Origin of the sequence: Amycolatopsis sp. NPDC049868, assembly GCF_044461365.1 — a bacterium.
GTDB lineage: Bacteria > Actinomycetota > Actinomycetes > Mycobacteriales > Pseudonocardiaceae > Amycolatopsis.
On sequence record NZ_JBITKV010000013.1, the window covers coordinates 88,068 to 103,427 of the forward strand.

16 protein-coding genes are annotated in these 15,360 nt (G+C 71.0%); 7 read left to right on the forward strand and 9 right to left on the reverse strand.

The features are described 5' to 3' along the window. Positions 1-18: 18 nt before the first annotated feature. On the forward strand, positions 19-717 hold the full coding sequence (locus ACIBTM_RS37395) for a PP2C family protein-serine/threonine phosphatase (RefSeq protein WP_395881885.1): 699 nt from the start codon (positions 19-21) through the stop codon (positions 715-717). Positions 718-726: 9 nt separating this feature from the next. On the opposite strand, the gene ACIBTM_RS37400 is transcribed toward ACIBTM_RS37395, so the two are convergent. The 4 genes from ACIBTM_RS37400 to ACIBTM_RS37415 are packed head-to-tail and all read right to left on the reverse strand — an operon-like array spanning position 727 to position 3,641. Next, positions 727-1,191, reverse strand: coding sequence for a DUF2127 domain-containing protein (locus tag ACIBTM_RS37400; RefSeq protein ID WP_395881886.1), 465 nt, complete (start codon positions 1,189-1,191; stop codon positions 727-729). A gap of 43 nt (positions 1,192-1,234) precedes the next feature. After that, positions 1,235-1,639: a hypothetical protein gene (locus tag ACIBTM_RS37405; RefSeq protein ID WP_395881887.1), complete on the reverse strand. Its 405-nt coding sequence runs from the start codon at positions 1,637-1,639 to the stop codon at positions 1,235-1,237. A 39-nt stretch (positions 1,640-1,678) separates the two neighbouring features. Then, complete coding sequence (locus ACIBTM_RS37410; RefSeq protein ID WP_395881888.1) at positions 1,679-3,136, reverse strand: amidohydrolase; 1,458 nt, start codon at positions 3,134-3,136, stop codon at positions 1,679-1,681. Positions 3,137-3,188: 52 nt separating this feature from the next. Further along, positions 3,189-3,641, reverse strand: coding sequence for a MarR family winged helix-turn-helix transcriptional regulator (locus ACIBTM_RS37415; RefSeq protein WP_037347597.1), 453 nt, complete (start codon positions 3,639-3,641; stop codon positions 3,189-3,191). Positions 3,642-3,784: 143 nt separating this feature from the next. Between ACIBTM_RS37415 and ACIBTM_RS37420 the strand changes: the two genes are divergently transcribed. The 3 genes from ACIBTM_RS37420 to ACIBTM_RS37430 all read left to right on the forward strand — a co-directional run bounded on the left by ACIBTM_RS37420 (position 3,785) and on the right by ACIBTM_RS37430 (position 7,881). Next, positions 3,785-4,966 carry an MFS transporter gene (locus ACIBTM_RS37420; RefSeq protein ID WP_395881889.1) on the forward strand — a complete coding sequence of 394 codons (1,182 nt, stop codon included), beginning with the start codon at positions 3,785-3,787 and terminating at the stop codon, positions 4,964-4,966. A gap of 27 nt (positions 4,967-4,993) precedes the next feature. Next, a complete protein-coding gene (locus ACIBTM_RS37425; RefSeq protein WP_395881890.1) occupies positions 4,994-5,827 on the forward strand; it encodes an aldo/keto reductase in 834 nt (277 codons plus the stop codon). A gap of 170 nt (positions 5,828-5,997) precedes the next feature. Beyond that, positions 5,998-7,881, forward strand: coding sequence for a M48 family metalloprotease (locus tag ACIBTM_RS37430; protein WP_395881891.1), 1,884 nt, complete (start codon positions 5,998-6,000; stop codon positions 7,879-7,881). 7 nt (positions 7,882-7,888) lie between these two features. On the opposite strand, the gene ACIBTM_RS37435 is transcribed toward ACIBTM_RS37430, so the two are convergent. Beyond that, positions 7,889-8,719, reverse strand: a complete 831-nt coding sequence (locus ACIBTM_RS37435; RefSeq protein ID WP_395882000.1) for an SAM-dependent methyltransferase — start codon at positions 8,717-8,719, stop codon at positions 7,889-7,891. A 139-nt stretch (positions 8,720-8,858) separates the two neighbouring features. Then, the gene (locus tag ACIBTM_RS37440; protein ID WP_395881892.1) at positions 8,859-9,956 is read right to left on the reverse strand and encodes a hypothetical protein; all 1,098 of its coding nucleotides are present in this window, start codon (positions 9,954-9,956) and stop codon (positions 8,859-8,861) included. A gap of 145 nt (positions 9,957-10,101) precedes the next feature. On the opposite strand from ACIBTM_RS37440, the gene ACIBTM_RS37445 reads away from it, so the two are divergent. Beyond that, positions 10,102-11,421, forward strand: a complete 1,320-nt coding sequence (locus tag ACIBTM_RS37445; RefSeq protein WP_395881893.1) for a protein kinase — start codon at positions 10,102-10,104, stop codon at positions 11,419-11,421. A gap of 49 nt (positions 11,422-11,470) precedes the next feature. Beyond that, positions 11,471-11,857 carry a hypothetical protein gene (locus ACIBTM_RS37450; protein WP_395881894.1) on the forward strand — a complete coding sequence of 129 codons (387 nt, stop codon included), beginning with the start codon at positions 11,471-11,473 and terminating at the stop codon, positions 11,855-11,857. On the opposite strand, the gene ACIBTM_RS37455 is transcribed toward ACIBTM_RS37450, so the two are convergent. Together ACIBTM_RS37455 and ACIBTM_RS37460 are read right to left on the reverse strand one after the other, a co-directional pair. Beyond that, a complete protein-coding gene (locus tag ACIBTM_RS37455) occupies positions 11,850-12,020 on the reverse strand; it encodes a hypothetical protein (protein WP_395881895.1) in 171 nt (56 codons plus the stop codon). The genes ACIBTM_RS37450 and ACIBTM_RS37455 overlap by 8 nt on opposite strands. A 58-nt stretch (positions 12,021-12,078) precedes the next feature. Further along, on the reverse strand, positions 12,079-12,621 hold the full coding sequence (locus tag ACIBTM_RS37460) for a type 1 glutamine amidotransferase domain-containing protein (protein ID WP_395881896.1): 543 nt from the start codon (positions 12,619-12,621) through the stop codon (positions 12,079-12,081). Positions 12,622-12,718: 97 nt separating this feature from the next. On the opposite strand from ACIBTM_RS37460, the gene ACIBTM_RS37465 reads away from it, so the two are divergent. Next, entirely contained in the window at positions 12,719-13,726 is a 1,008-nt protein-coding gene (locus ACIBTM_RS37465; protein WP_395881897.1) for a DNA topoisomerase IB, read from the forward strand. On the opposite strand, the gene ACIBTM_RS37470 is transcribed toward ACIBTM_RS37465, so the two are convergent. Beyond that, complete coding sequence (locus tag ACIBTM_RS37470; protein WP_395881898.1) at positions 13,709-15,286, reverse strand: SpoIIE family protein phosphatase; 1,578 nt, start codon at positions 15,284-15,286, stop codon at positions 13,709-13,711. The two genes, ACIBTM_RS37465 and ACIBTM_RS37470, sit on opposite strands and share 18 nt — an antisense overlap. Positions 15,287-15,360 lie beyond the last annotated feature (74 nt).

Here is a 15,360-nt window from a genome sequence, read left to right on the forward strand (position 1 = left end):
AGGGGTGAGGAGAAGACGATGAGGGAGCTTCCGCACTGGCACACGGCGAGCGCGCAGGGACCGCGCGCACACAACGCGGACGCCGTCGCGGCGTACGCGGCGGCGGGCGGCCGGGGGATCGTGTTCGCGCTGGCCGATGGAGTCGGAGATCACCCGAACGCGGCACAAGCGGCGCGGACGGCGGCCTCCGCGGCGGCGCGGACACCGGTCGAGCAAGGGGCCGTCGGGGCCGTTCTCGCTGCTCAGCGGGCCGTGCTCGCACTCGGCGGGGCCGGTGACTGCGTCCTCGTCGTGGCCGTCCAGACCGGCGAAGGGTATGGCATCGCGTGGGTCGGGGACGCGCGGGCGTACGCTTGGGACGGTTACACCGTGCGGCAGGTGACGAAGGACCATACGCTCGCGCAGTACTTCCGCGACCACGACCAACCCGTGACACCGCGGATGGAACACGTCGTCACCACCAGCGTCCGCACGGCCGGTGCGCACGAGATCGGCACGGCCACCGTCACGACCGGCGGGCTTCTGCTCACCAGCGACGGTGTGCACAAGACGCTCAGCGGTCCGACCATGCTCGACATCCTCGGGATGCCGGACAGGGCGGCCACCGAGCTGGTGCGGACGGCGATCTCGCTCGGTGGCTCCGACAACGCCACCGCGATCGTGGTGGATCCGCCCGGCGCGGAGGTCACCACGGAAAAGTTTCGCGTCGCGGCCTGAACCGGGCGGTCAGGCCGCGACGCGATCCCTCTTCAGCTGACGGTATTCACGCAGCACCAGCACGATGATCACGACGTCGAGGGCGGCGAAGAACGGCAGCGCGAGCGAGTGCGTGTGGATCGCGCGGAAGACCTCGTAGACCACGAACGCCGAGAGCACCACGGCGGCCACGGGGTAGGCCCGCATCACCTTCTTCGCGAGTGCCCAGACCAGGCCGAGCTTGATGAGGCCGTGCGCGACGAGGTACACGACGGCGAACGTCCGCCCCTCGGCGAAGTGGCCGGCGGCGAGTTCGAGGTGCCGGGCAAGCGTCCCCTCGGGGTCGCCGAGCAGGTCACGGGTGACCACGGCGTGCGCGAAACCGGAGACGACCGTCGCCGGGACGATCATCAGGACGAGCCCGCTCACCAGCTGCAACGCGCCGTCGAGGCCCTTCAGGGCGATGGCGATCCGGAACAGCTTCTCGGTGCTCATGTCACCTCACCCTGCCGCACCGGGCCGCCGCCCGCAGCCGCCGTCACCGGAACAGGCGTTTCCGGCAGGTCCGGCACCGTTCGTGCCGGGCGGTCCGGCCGGCGGGGTCCCTGCCGTAGAACGGAAAGCACGGCGCCCCGCAGAGGGCGAGATAGATCCGTCCGCACCGCAGCGGCCGCTCGCCGACGTGGTGGGCCACGGCCAGCGCCCGGTGGCGTGCGCCCGCTTCCGGCAGCCAGCCGTCGTCCGGCAGCTTCGCGAGCACGTCCGCGTCGACGTCGTCCGAACGGGTGAGCAGCGCCGTGCCGAGATCGGTCAGCCGTTCCCCGAGATCACGGAGGACGTCGGCGCGCGGCGCGTCGTCCTCGACCATCCGGGTGACGAAGGTGATGTCGGTGCCCAGGGAGCCGTGGAGGTCCCGGAGCCGGTCGAGTAGGCGGTGATCCATGCCCTTCCATTAAGGCGTTGCACCCGGGCAAGGAAAGGCTCACGACGCGTAGGTGACCTGGCCGTTCATCACGGTGGCGGTGACGGGGATGTCGCGCAGTCCGGCCGGGGACAGCCGCACCGGATCCACCGCGGTGACGACCAGATCCGCGACATCGCCCACGGCCACCCCGGTCCGGCCTCCGGACGACGCCGCGAGCGCGGCCTCCAGCGGCATGGCCTGTTCGGGGTGCCACGCCGGACGGTCGTCGTCGGTCCGGCTGACCGCCGACGCGATCGCGTCCCACGGGTCCAGCGGCGCGACCGGCGCGTCCGAGCCGAACTGAAGGGTCACCCCGGCGCGGTGCAGCGCGCCGTACGGGAACGCCCGATCGGTCCAGCCGTGCCAGTGCCGGTCGGCGACGTCGCGGTCGTCCGGCTGATGGGCGGGCTGCACACTCGCCACGACACCCAGTTCGGCGAAGCGGGCGACGTCCTCGGCACACAGCAGTTGCGCGTGCTCGATGCGGCCCGCGCAGCCGACGCTCGCGAAGGCGTCGAGCGCGATCTTGTTGGCGTGGTCGCCGATCGCGTGCACCGCGGGTGAAAGACCGTGTTCGGAAGCCTTGCGCATCAACGGCTCCAGTTCCCCGGGCGGCAGTTCGAGCAGCCCGTGGGACTCGGTTCCGGCGTAGTGGCCGACGCAGTACGCGGTGCGCGTGTTCAGTGAGCCGTCGACGAACAGCTTGAACGGCCCCACCGTGAGCAGCCCGCCGCTGTCCTCCAGGACGTCGCCGGAGCGGTGGCCGCGATCGATGGCCGTGTCGAGCAGATACCTCGCGATCACGCAGGAAACCCGGACCGGCAGCGGTTTCCGCGCCAGCCGTCGCCGCCAGTCGGTGACGGTGTCGGCGTATTCGTAGTCGACGATCTTGGTGACGCCACGGGCGGCCGCCGCGTCGAGGGCGTCGGCGACCCAGCCGTCGATGACGTCGTCGGGGGCGACCGGGAGTTCGGCCGTCGCGCTCATGCAGTCGTTCTCCAGCAGCACCCCGGTCGGATGCTCGCGGCCGATGAGCTTCAGCGCGGCGGGGCTGAGCCACAGCGTGTGGAGGTCGGCGCTGAAGAGGGCGACCGGATGCCCGGGCAGCGCCTTCTGCAGCAGATCCTTGTGCGGGGCGTCGGGCCAGAGGCCGTCGCGGAACCCGGCACCGAGGACGAGTTCGCCGGGTGGCGCGGGACGCGCCAGCAGATGGGCGAGCACGAGCTCGACCGTGTGGGCGGCGGAGGTCGCCCCGCCCAGCGGGATCCGGCGGCGTGCGGCCGACCACTGCGCGGTGTGCACGTGCGCGTCGACCAGGCCGGGCAGCAGGGTGCCGCCGTGCCCGTCCAGGGTCTCCGACGCCTCACCCGCTTGCCCCGGACCCGCGATGGCCGCGATCCGGCCGCCCTCGATCCGCACGTCCGACAGGGAACCCGCCAGACCGACCCGGACCCGGCGCAACAGAAGATCGTTCACGCCCTCACCTTGCCAGCCCGCCCGCGTTTAGTCCTCTGAATGCGGGAGGGGGTCAGGAGCGGGCGAAGGTGAGCTTTCCCAGTGCGGCGACCAAAGGCGCGAGTTCGGGGAGTTCCTCGGCGGCGGCGAGGGCCTCGGTGAGGACGGTGTCGTGCGTCGGCCGCGCGGCCGCGAGCAGTTCCTGCCCCGACGGCGTGACCTCGGTGTAGATCCCCCGCCGGTCGTCCGGGCACAGGTAACGCTGCAGCAGCCCCCGGTCCTCCAGCCGCGACACCAGCCGGGTGGTCGCCGACTGGCTCAGCACGACGGCGTTCGACAGCTGGTTCATCCGCAGGTGGAAACCGTCCTGACGGGCGAGCACGTCCAGCACGGTGTACTCGCTCACGGACAGCGAGTGCTGCTGCGCCAGCGCGCGCTCCAGTGCGTCCTCGATCCGCGCGTGCAGTGCGGCGAGGGTCCGCCAGCCCTGCGCGCGTGCCTCCACGGCGTCGTCGGCCAGTGACACGGTTCACCTCTTCCCCGGTTGCCCGAGCTTCGTTGCGTCATGCATCATCAAGCGTGTGCAATATACGGCGCGTGCAACTATTTCAGACGCCCGTAGTTGCCAACGCCAGCCAACACCACTCTACGGGAAGAAGTGAGCCTCCAATGCCTGCCGCTCTGCTCGCACTGGCGATCAGTGCCTTCGGTATCGGCACCACCGAGTTCGTGATCATGGGCCTGTTGCCCGAGGTCGCGGGCGACTTCGGCGTCTCGATCCCCTCCGCCGGGCTGCTGATCTCCGGATACGCGCTGGGCGTCGTGGTCGGCGCCCCGCTGCTGACCGCGCTCGCGTCGCGGGTGCCGCGCAAGACGGTCCTGGTCGGCCTGATGGTCCTGTTCATCGCCGGCAACGTCGTATCCGCACTGGCCCCCACCTATGGCCTGCTAATGACCGGCCGCGTGGTCGCCGCGTTGTCGCACGGCGCGTTCTTCGGCGTCGGCGCGGTCGTCGCCGCCTCGCTGGTCGCGCCGACCAAACAGGCGGGCGCCATCGCGATGATGTTCACCGGCCTGACCGTCGCCAACGTCCTCGGCGTGCCCGCCGGGACCGCGCTCGGCCAGGCGCTGGGCTGGCGTTCGACGTTCTGGGCGGTCAGCGCGCTCGGCGTGATCGGCCTGATCGGGATCCTCGCGCTGGTCCCCGCGCAGGCGACGACGAAGAGCGCCGGGCTGCGCAGCGAACTGGCCGTGTTCCGGCGCCCGCAGGTGTGGCTCGCGCTGGCGATGACCGCGCTCGGCTTCGCCGGGGTGTTCGCATCCTTCACCTACATCGCCCCGATGATGACCGAGGTCGCCGGCTTCTCCCCCGGCGCGGTGACCTGGCTGCTGGTGCTGTTCGGCGGCGGCCTGTTCGTCGGCAACCTGCTCGGCGGCAAGGCGGCCGACCGGTCGCTGATGCCCAGCCTGTACGTCATCCTCGCCGTGCTCGCGGCCGTACTGGTCGTGTTCGTCTTCACCGCGCACGCCCAGCTCCCCGCCGCGATCACCATCGCGGTCTTCGGCGCCGCCGGTTTCGCGACCGTCGCGCCGCTGCAGGCCCGCGTCATGAACAAGGCCGAAGGCGCGCCCGCGCTGGCTTCGGCCGCCAACATCGCCGCGTTCAACCTCGGCAACGCCGGGGGCGCGTGGCTCGGCGGCAAGGCCATCGACGCCGGTCTCGGCTACACCGCGCCCAACTGGATCGGCGCCGCGCTCGCGCTCGCCGGACTGCTGGTCGCGGTCATCTCGGGCATGCTCGACCACGGGCGGCGAAAGGCTCGTCGCGCCGAACTGGCCCCCGCCGCCTGAACCGGAAAAACCCAGAAAGGAACGCAAGTGACCGACATTCCCACCGTCAAGCTCAACAACGGGGTGGAGATGCCGCAGCTCGGGTTCGGCGTCTTCCAGGTGCCGGACGAGGAGACCACCGCCGCGGTCAAGGCCGCGCTGGACGCGGGCTACCGCAGCATCGACACCGCCGCCGTCTACGGCAACGAAGCGGGCGTCGGCAAGGCACTCGCCGAGTCCGGGATCGCCCGCGACGAGCTGTTCATCACCACCAAGCTGTGGAACAGCGAACAGGGCTACGACGCCACGCTGAAGGCGTTCGACGCCAGCCTGGCCAAGCTGGGCCTGGAGCGGCTGGACCTGTACCTCATCCACTGGCCGACTCCCGAGCGCGACCTCTACCGCGACACGTGGAAGGCCTTCGAGAAGCTCTACGCCGACGGCCGGGTGCGCGCGATCGGCGTGTCCAACTTCCAGCCCGCGCACCTCGACCGGCTGGCCGACGCGGGTTCCGTGACCCCGGCGGTCAACCAGGTCGAGGTGCACCCGTACCTGCAGCAGGCCGCGGTGCGCGAATACGACGCGAAGCACGGCATCGCGACCGAGGCCTGGAGCCCGCTGGCCAAGGGCGGCGACCTGCTCGGCGAGGACGCGGTCAAGGCGCTGGCTTCGAAGCACGGCCGCACGCCGGCGCAGATCGTGCTGCGGTGGCATCTGCAGCTGGGCAACATCGTGATCCCGAAGTCCGTGACGCCGTCGCGGATCAAGGAGAACCTCGACGTCTTCGGATTCACGCTGTCGGAAGAGGACATCGCCTCGCTGTCCGTGCTGGACCGGGGCGAGCGGACCGGACCGGATCCCGACACCTTCAACGTCGCCTAGTCATCGGCCTCGTGAGTGGCAAGGACGGTCGGAACCGTCCTTGCCACTCACGAGGCTCTGGGCTTTCGCAGGTAGCGGGCGTAGCGCTTTGTTTTCGCACGAGCCCGCTGCGTAGCCGGTTACTATTCGGCCGCACAGACGGCACTTGTGCGAAAAGAGGTAACCGGACGATGCAGGCCCGAGGACGCGCCGTCCTCGCGACACTTCTGCTCGTGGCGTTCCCAGTGGTGGTCGTCGCGGTGGGTGTCGCCAGTGTGCTGGCGGGCCTGCGGATCCAGGGCAAGATCGGCACCTACGTCATGCTCGGCGGGCTCGCGATCATGGTCGCGCTCGGCTTCGGGCTGATGAGCGCGTTGCGGGCGCGGCGTCCCCCGATCGAGGGACCGCGGCTGGACCGCGAAGCCCATCCCGCGTTCTGGGAGATGATCGACGACCTCGCCGCCCAGGTGAAGACCCGGCCGCCGGACGAGATCGTGCTGATCGGCGAGATCAACGCGGCGGTCAGCGAAGACGCCCGGTTCCTCGGTCTGCGGCCGGGCCGCCGCACGATGCTGATCGGGCTGCCGCTGCTGGCGGCGATGAGCGTGAGCGAGCTGCGGGCGGTCCTTGCGCACGAACTCGGCCACTACAGCGGCGGCCACACCCGCCTGCTCGCGCTGACCTACCGCGGCACCCAGACGCTCGCCTTCACGGTCGACAGGCTGGACGGCGGCCCCGCCAGGGCCCTGCTCTCCGCCTACTCGAAGCTGTACCTGCTGGTCGCGCGGTCGGCGAACCGGCGGCAGGAACTACAGGCCGACGAGGCGTCCGTGCTCGCCGCGGGCAGCCGTACGGCGGCCGCGGCGCTGCGGAAGGCCGCGACGCTGAGCCCGCTGTGGAAGGACTACGCCGAGCGCTACCTGTCGCTCGGCGCGTCGGCGCGGCGCACTCCCCCGGTTCTGCTGGGGTTCCGGTCGTACCTCAACCACCCCGTCCAGCGGGACTGGGTGACCGAGTACGCCGAAGACATCATCGACGGCGAGGAGCTGTCGAAGTACGACAGTCACCCGCCCACGAAGCGGCGGATCGCCGCGCTGGCCGGAGTCCCGGACAACCCGGTGAAGCCGGACGCGCGACCGGGCTGGTCGCTGCTGGGCGCGCCGAAGGTCGACGTGCCGGAGGCTGAGCTGGACGTGCTGATCCGCGACGTCGGGCCCCGCGCGGACTGGGACGAGGTCGTCAAACGCGCGGGCCGCGCGTCGGTGGCGGAGGGCGCGAGGCTGCTGACCGCGGCCGGGATCGAGAGCAGGCTGGCGCCGCGCGGCACGGTCGGCGAGGTCGTGCGGGTCCTGCGTGACGGCGACGCCGACGCGCTCGCGAAACCCCTGCGGGCCCCGTCCCGCGAAGAGGGCCTTGAACTGCTGACCGAGTTGTTCGCCGACACCGTCACCGCCGCGATGATCGACAACGGCGTCGCCGCGCACCGGCTGAACTGGGGCGGCGGCTGGGAGCTGTGCCTCGGCGACGGCGAGCCGTTCGACGTCGCCGAACTGGTCGGCGCGGCGGTGCGCAGCCCGCGCGCGGTGGACGAACTGGTCCACAACCTGCAACTGCTGAGCGTGCCGGCCGCCTACTTCTGCAAGCAGGAGCCCCAGCCGGAGCCGGATCCCGCCGAAGCCCGGATGCTCGGGCTGTTCACCGCGCTCAAGGCCAAGCGGAAGCTCTACGACCTGATCGTCTGCGACACCGAGGTGGTGCTGCTGCCGATGGCGCGTTCGGTGCTGATCCGCCGCGGCCTCGCCGGCCTGATCGGGGGACGCGGCGTGTCGGACCGCAAACGGATCCGGAAGCTGCGGGAACGCGGCCTCGACGATCTGCGCGCCGAACCAGGCGCCCGGCGGATCCCGTTCTCGGACATCGTCGCCGGCGGTTTCCCCCGCCGGAAGCTCACCGCGTACCTGACGCTGGAGCTCTCCGACGGCGAAACACTGGAACTGGCGATCACCGGCAACACCGAGGATTTCGGGACCGCCCACGACGAACTGGCGGCGTTCTTCGACTCGCTGAAGGCCTGACGTATCCCTAAGGCTTGATCCCCACACCACCGAGGCTCAGGTGGTTCAGCTCCGTCAGCGGAGCGAGACGCGGGCCTTCCGGCCACCATTCGTGCAGGTGGACCACGCCGGGTTCGAGGATGTCCAGGCCATCGAACAGCGACTCGATCTCGTCGCGGCCGCGGTGCACCGTGCGGTGCCCGGTGCCGGCCATCAGATCGTCGAGCTTCCGGGCGAGCGCGCCGCGTGCCCCCTCGCCGGGAGTGAAGTCGTGCGTGATCAGCATGTAGGACCCCGGCGCGATCGCGTCGACGTAGGCGCGCACGACGGCCCGCGCCTTGTCGAGGTCTTCGATGTGGTGCAGCACCGAGTTCAGGATCACCGCGACCGGGCGGTCGAATTCGATGTGCTCGGCGACCACCGGATCGGCGAGGGTCTGCGAGGGATCGGTCAGATCCGCGCCGCTCACGTGGACGAGGTGGTCCTCCAGCAGCGCCAGGCCATGCGCCTGGACCACCGGGTCGTGGTCGACGTAGACGACCAGCGCGTCCGGGTTGTACCGCTGCGCCGCCTGGTGGGTGTTCTCCGCGGTGGGCAGCCCGGAGCCCAGATCGAGGAACTGGTCGATCCCGCGGGCGCCGGCGAGGAACCGGACCACCCGGTTCGCCCAGGCGCGGAACTCCTTGGCCATCGCGGCGGCGTCGGGGGCGAGGGTGAGCAGGTCTTCGACCGCCCGCCTGTCGACCTCGTAATGGTCGTGCCCGCCGAGGAGGACGTCCTTCATCCGGGCGAGGTTGGGCTTGCTGTAGTCGAGGGGAAGCGGGCGCCTCGGCACAGACCGGACCTCGTCCGAAGTCATGGACACGTTCCACCCTTCAGCCGCGTACAGGCCACGCGAACGCGCCCACGGCTCCCTCGACATCGACGGACCGTACACAGATTACGACATGGCGTGCACCCACGTGAACCTCCCCAAGGGCCTTGGCTACCTGCGACGATCACCCGAAGCCGAGTTCGCGCCAGGTGCGTCCGCCATCGGTGGTGCGGTACACGGCGGAGCCGCCCTCGGCGTCGGGAAGGCCGTCCACGACCACGCCGACCCGTTCGTCCGGGAAGTCCAGATCGTTGAGGCAGACCCCGCGGCCGCTGAGCACGGTCGTCGTCCAGGTCGTCCCGCCGTCGGCGGTGCTGTGCAGGAATCCGGTGCCGCCGCCTTCCGCCGCGACGGTCGCCGCCGTGGGCGAAGCCGCGCTGAAGCTCTGGTTGATCCCGAGCGTCGGCGCTTGCGCCGTTCCGGTGAACTGCCCGCCGAGCTTCGGCGCGCGCCACAGCCGCCGCACGGTCGCCCCCGGCTGCGGCGTACCCGGCCCCCCGCTGCACAGCGCCAGCACCTGCCCTCGCCGGACTCCGCTCAGCGAAGCCGATCTGTCCGCCGGGCAGGGCGGCGGCGCGGTCGCGAAGGTCAAGCCGTCCGAAGACGTCCAGTACTTCTGGACGCGGTAGTCCGCACCCATGGACACCTGGACCCCGCCGCTCGTGGCGATGTCGCCGTAGGTCGTGGAGCCGGTGACGGTGAATCCCGGGACCGGCAGGAGAAGCCGTGTGCCGGAGATCCCGGCGTACAGCGTCGTCGTCGACGGGCTGCCGAAACCGGTGACCATCGCGAACACCCGGGAGCCGGCTTCGGTGATCTTCGAAAGGTAGAAGGGTTCCCGGACCCCGGCGAGCCTGACCTCGGACCATTTGCCGCCACCGTCGTGGCTGGCGAGCAGCCGGGTGCCGTCGGAGAGGAAGACGTCGCGTTCGTCGATCACCGTGAGCTTGACCTGATTGTGGTTCTCCGGCAACGAGATCGGCGGGTCGCCGACGCGCCGCCACCGCTTCCCGCCATCGGTCGTCGACAGCAGGGACGCGCACCATCCCGGTTTCCCGCACGGCGAGAAGCCGAGGACGAATCCGCGCGACGGTCCGGTCCAGCTCGTCGACGCGGGAGCGAAACCCTTGGGCACCAGCGCATCGGCGACGGCGGGCGGGGTGAAGAAGGCCAGGGCGGTCAGTGCGGCGGCGGCGAGCGCGGCCCACCGGTTCGGCTTCATGACCAACGAGACGTCCGGCCCGCGCCGGGGTTGCCCGCCGTTCGGGGTGAACCCGCGGGTCGTCTCCGGTACGCTCTCGAACCTTGTTTCGCCCGGCGCCGGACCGGGTATACGGCGTTCGGCCGGTGAGACGGAGGTAGCACCGATGGACGACGCGGGTGCGCGTGGTGGCGGTGACGAAGGGGAAGAACCCGATGCCGGGACCACTCAACGCCGGTTCAGCCTGAACGTCCACGACCCGGACCACCTTCCGCGCAAGCTCGCCGGCCGGTACGAGATCGGGGAACAGCTCGGCCGCGGCGCGACCGCACGCGTCTTCCGCGCCCATGACCTGCTCGAACAGCGCGAAGTGGCGCTGAAACTGTTCCACGCCGGCACGATGACCCGGGACGAGCGCCGGCGTCAGCAGGAGATCCAGACCCTCAGCGCGGTCCGTCATCCCGGGCTCGTCCCGCTGTACGACGCGGGCTCCGACGACGGCTACACCTACCTCACGATGCGCCTGGTCGACGGGCCGAACCTGGCCCAGCGGCTGCGTTCCGGCCCGCTTCCCCAGGACGAGGTCGTCGAGCTGACCGCCCGGCTCGCCGACGCGCTCGCGCACGTCCACGCGCACGGCATCACCCACCGTGACCTGAAACCGGCGAACATCCTGATCGCCGACGACGGTCCGCTGATCGGCGACTTCGGGGTGGCGCACGCCTTCGACGCGACCAGGGTGACCGAGACCGGCGGCGTCGTCGGCACGGCGGCGTACATGGCGCCCGAACAGGTCCGCGGCGAGAACGTCGGCCCGCCCGCCGACGTCTATTCGCTCGGCCTTGTCCTGCTCGAATGCCTGTCCGGGGAGCGGGAGTACACCGGCACACCGGTCGAGGCCGCGGTCGGACGGCTGCACCGGCCGCCGCGGATCCCCGGCGGGCTGTCGGCGACCATGACGACGCTGTTGCGCGGGATGACGGCGCGGAAGCCGTCGCAGCGCCCGACGGCCGCGGCGATCTCGCGGATCCTGCTGGAGGATTCCACCGGCACGAAGGTCGCCCACCTGGCGCCGGTCACCCGCAAGCGGGCGGCCGTGGTCGCGGCCATCAGCGCGCCCGCCGCCGCGATCACAGTCGGGGTGCTGCTCGCGGTGAACCAGAACCCGGCGAACCCGCCGGACCGGCCGGACGGCCCGCTTCCCCCGGTGGCGACCGGCTCGTCCGCTCCGGTCGGCGGCCGGGCGCCGCAGTCCTCGGAGGTCGTCGAGGTGCCCACCCACGGCCCGAAGGCGAGCAACGGCTCGGTCGTGGTGACCGATGCCGTTCCCGCCTCCTCCGATCCGTCCGGCGTCACCGAAAGCCTCAGTGCCACCTCGACGCCGAGGGACACGACCGGTTCCAGCGACCAACCGAGCACCTCGGCCAAGCCGAGCAAGACCAAACCCAGCCCCCCGACGAGGACCAGACCGGGGCCTCCCGGCTGAGCGACCCGCCCGGCCGAGTGTCCACAGTGGACGATGATGGGAGACGGCGATGACCTACATCAACGACCCGCGCGAGCCACCGGAAGAGATCGTCGAACAGACGCCCGCCAGGATCCGCGCCGTGCGGATCGTCAACGCCCTCGTCCACGCGGTTTGCTGGATCTTCGCGCTGGTGCTGATCGTGCACGTCCTACTGGTGTTCGGCGAAGCCAATCCGGAGAACGGGTTCGCGCAGCTGATCGACCAGTGGTCGCGAAACGTCTCGCTCGGACTGCGGAACCTGTTCACCCCGGAGGGACTCAAACCGCGGACGTTGTTCAACGACGGTCTCGCCGCGCTGCTGTGGCTGATCATCGGCGGCGTGGTGACCGATCTGGTCTCGCGGATCGGCCTGCCCGGCCCGAAGCGGGTCTGGCGCCGGCGACCGCTCAGTTGAGCGAACCCGGTCCCGTTTCCGGGGCGTCACCGGCCTGGGCCTGTTCGGCCTTGGCGTCGGCGACCTCCGGGGCGCCCTCGGTCTCGGCGGACTGGTCCGGCTCGTGCTCCGTCTCGAAGTGCTCACGGCACCAACGGCCGTAGCGTCTGGCATGTACGGTCATCGCGGCACCTCCTCCTCTGCCACTACGATCCCCCATCATTGTGACGCGCGCCACTCGTTTATCCGGCGAATCGGGCCACGATCGCCGCGCAGAACGCGGGGAGATCGCCGGGATTCCGGCTGGAGATCAGGCCGTTGTCGTCGACCACCTCCTGGTCGACGACGGTGCCGCCGGCGTTGCGGATGTCGGTGCGCACGCTCGGGTACGAGGTGAGCGTGCGGCCGCGGACCACGTCGGCCTCGACCAGCGTCCACGGCCCGTGACAGATCACCCCGACCGGTTTCCCGCTGTTCACGAAGTCGCGTACGAAGCGGACCGCGTTCTCGTCCACGCGCAGGTTGTCCGGATTCATCGTGCCGCCGGGCAGCACGAGCGCGTCGAAGTCGCCGACCGTGACGTCCTTGACGACGCGGTCGACGGTGAACTTGTCCCCCTTGTCGATGTCACCGTTCATGGCCTGGATCTCGCCGGGTTCCAGCGAGACGATCTCGGCCGTCGCGCCGGCGTCGGTGACCGCCTTGCGCGGTTCGGCCAGTTCGACCTGCTCCACGCCGTCCGCGGCGAGAATGGCCACGCGGCGTCCGTTCAGCGATGTCGCCATCGGTTCCCTCCTGAAGTCGTGTTCGCCCCCCGGCTACCCCGGAGCGGCTCCGCCGAACCATGGGTATGAACCGCGAGCGCCGGGGTATTCGCCGCGCATGCGATTGCGGCGAGCGGAGCTGGGGACACCCGGCATCAGGAGGCGGCGAAGAGGCCGCGGATTCGGCTACCTGACCCCGGACGGCGAACCGCTGAAGGACGAGGAGACGATCGAGCGGATCGAGGCGCTGGCGATTCCGCCCGCGTGGCGGCGCGTGTGGATCTCGCCGCACGAGAACGCCCACATCCAGGCCGTCGGGGTCGACGACGCCGGGCGGAAGCAGTACCTCTACCACGGGGAATGGCGACGGGCCCGTGACGAGGAGAAGCACGAGCGCGTCCTCGCGCTGGCGCGGCGGCTCCCCCGGCTCCGCCGGACCATCCAGGAGGATCTCGCTTCCCGCGGCCTCACCCGCGAACGGGTGCTCGCCGGTGCGCTCCGCATGCTCGACCTCGGGGTGTTCAGGACCGGCGGCGAAAGCTACGCCGACGAGAACGGCACGCACGGGGTGGCGACATTGCTGTGCGAGCACGTTTCGATCCGGGACGACTGCCTTCTCTGCGACTACCCCGCGAAAGGTGGGATCCAGCGCAAGGTCCGGCTGCGGGACGACAGCCTCGTCCGGCTGATCCGCTCGCTCAGGCGTGCCCGCGGCGAAGAGGTGCGCCTGCTCGCCTACCGAAACGGTCGCGGGTGGCAGGAAATCCGGGCAGACGACCTCAACGAGCGGTTCAAGGAACTCGCGGGCGACGATTTCACGGCCAAGGACCTGCGGACCTGGAACGCCACCGTCCTGGCCGCTTCGGCTTTCGCGGAGACGGAAAAGCCTTCCAGCCAACGAGGAATGAAGCGAGCGGAGAAGGCCGTGATGACCGAAGTCGCCGAAGAACTCGGCAATACGCCCGCCGTCGCCCGACGGTCCTATGTGGACCCTCGCGTGATCACCGCGTACCACCGGGATCGGACGATCGCGCGCGCGGCGCGACGAGCGGAAAAGGTCTCCGATCCCGACGAGGCCCGCGACATCGTGGAGCGGGCGGTGGTGCGGCTACTGAACGGGTCGTGAGGCCTCGATGGCGAGGACGGCGATGTCGTCGTGTGTCCCGCTGCCGAGCCATTCCCGCACCGCGGTGCGCACCCGGGCGACCACCTCGCGGCCGGACATCCCTTGGCAGCCGTCCAGCAGCTCACGCAGCCGTTCGTCGCCGAACAGGTCCGACGGCCGCTCGTGGTGGCGCGCTTCGGTGATGCCGTCGGTGTAGAGCAGGCAGACGTCGCCCTCGGCCAGCCGGATGGCCGTCTCGGCGAACCGGGCCTGCGGCGAGATCCCGACCAGCGTGCCGGGCAGGGTGATCTCGTCGACCCCGCCCCGGCGGCGCACCACCAGCGGCGCGGGATGCCCGCCGGAGGCGAGGGTCACCCCCAAACCGTCTTCACCCGCCAGCACCGAACCGAGCACCAGGGTGGCGAACCGGCCGCTGCCGCCGGTGATGAGCAGGGAGTTGAGCAGGCTCAGCAACGTCGTGTTGTCGTGTTCGACGAGGTCGAGCGCGGCAAGGGTCTGCCGGACCCGGCCGGTGAGCGCGGCCGCCTCGGCACCCTTCCCGCAGACGTCGCCGAGGACGAACATCGCGCCGCCGCCTTCGCGCGGGAGGACGTCGTAGAAGTCGCCGCCGACGTCGAGCAGGCCGCTCGACGGCTCGTACCAGACGTCGAACTTGACGCCCTGGACGTCCGGCGGCGGTGTCGGGCGCAGCGTGGTCTCCAGGCCGCGGGTGGCCTCTTCCTGGCGGGCGTAGCGGTGCGCGTTCGCCAGCGCCGTCCCGGCCGCGCGGGCGAACTCGGTCACCGCGCGCGGGTGGTCCTCGCCGAACGCGGGCGCGCCGCGCCTGCCGAGCACCACCGCTCCGGTGACCCCGGCGCCGCCGTCGGAGCCCAGCGAGACCACGGTCACGGACGGATGGACGGCGAGCCGTTCCGCGACGATCGCGGGCAGCGTCGCGACCTCCTCTTCGGGGACGGCCTTGGCCTCGGGTTCCTCGACGGAGGCGAAGGTGCCGGCGAGTACGGGCGCGAGCTGGGCCGGGACCCGGCGGATCCGGCCGTGCCCGTGGTTGGTGCGGTGATCGCAGCTCCACCATTCCCACCGGCCCCGGGTGGTCGGCAGCAGCACGAACACGCAATCGGCGAGCTCGGCGGCGGCGACCTCGGCGATCACCTTCGCCGTCCCGTGCCGTCCCCGCGCGGAGGCCAGCCGGGGCGCCGAAGCGGCGAGGAAACCGTCCACGCGCGGGCCGTCGGCCGCGACCGCGGAGGTCACCGTCCACGCGTGCCAGCCGCCGGGCAGCGTCCGGATCCTGGCCGGGAACCGGCGGCCGGTGTGCTCGACATGCCCGACGTCGGGACCTTCGGCGGTCAGTATCGGGCGGCCGCCGCCGAACAGCTCGCGGGCGGCGGGATTCGACCAGCGCAGCGCGCCGCCGACGTCCTGGACGAGCACCGCGTCACGGACGTCTTCCAGCAGCTCGCGCCAGAACCGCCCGGATTCGGGCAGCGCTCCCTCGCTCGCCGTCGGCGACGACTCCGAGGGGAGCGACGTCGAGGCCGGGACCGGCCGTGACACCATTCCCGGACCTCCTCCTGCCTTGCGGGTAGCGCAGTGTGAGCGGGCGGACTGGCTCGAAGTGTAGGTCGAATCAT

Coding starts and splice junctions, on each gene's coding strand:
- ACIBTM_RS37395 (WP_395881885.1), top strand. CDS start 19: ATGAGGGAGCTTCCGCACTGGCACACGGCGAGCGCGCAGGGACCGCGC.
- ACIBTM_RS37400 (WP_395881886.1), bottom strand. CDS start 1,191: ATGAGCACCGAGAAGCTGTTCCGGATCGCCATCGCCCTGAAGGGCCTC.
- ACIBTM_RS37405 (WP_395881887.1), bottom strand. CDS start 1,639: ATGGATCACCGCCTACTCGACCGGCTCCGGGACCTCCACGGCTCCCTG.
- ACIBTM_RS37420 (WP_395881889.1), top strand. CDS start 3,785: ATGCCTGCCGCTCTGCTCGCACTGGCGATCAGTGCCTTCGGTATCGGC.
- ACIBTM_RS37430 (WP_395881891.1), top strand. CDS start 5,998: ATGCAGGCCCGAGGACGCGCCGTCCTCGCGACACTTCTGCTCGTGGCG.
- ACIBTM_RS37435 (WP_395882000.1), bottom strand. CDS start 8,719: ATGACTTCGGACGAGGTCCGGTCTGTGCCGAGGCGCCCGCTTCCCCTC.
- ACIBTM_RS37440 (WP_395881892.1), bottom strand. CDS start 9,956: ATGAAGCCGAACCGGTGGGCCGCGCTCGCCGCCGCCGCACTGACCGCC.
- ACIBTM_RS37445 (WP_395881893.1), top strand. CDS start 10,102: ATGGACGACGCGGGTGCGCGTGGTGGCGGTGACGAAGGGGAAGAACCC.
- ACIBTM_RS37450 (WP_395881894.1), top strand. CDS start 11,471: ATGACCTACATCAACGACCCGCGCGAGCCACCGGAAGAGATCGTCGAA.
- ACIBTM_RS37455 (WP_395881895.1), bottom strand. CDS start 12,020: ATGACCGTACATGCCAGACGCTACGGCCGTTGGTGCCGTGAGCACTTC.
- ACIBTM_RS37460 (WP_395881896.1), bottom strand. CDS start 12,621: ATGGCGACATCGCTGAACGGACGCCGCGTGGCCATTCTCGCCGCGGAC.
- ACIBTM_RS37465 (WP_395881897.1), top strand. CDS start 12,719: ATGCGATTGCGGCGAGCGGAGCTGGGGACACCCGGCATCAGGAGGCGG.
- ACIBTM_RS37470 (WP_395881898.1), bottom strand. CDS start 15,286: ATGGTGTCACGGCCGGTCCCGGCCTCGACGTCGCTCCCCTCGGAGTCG.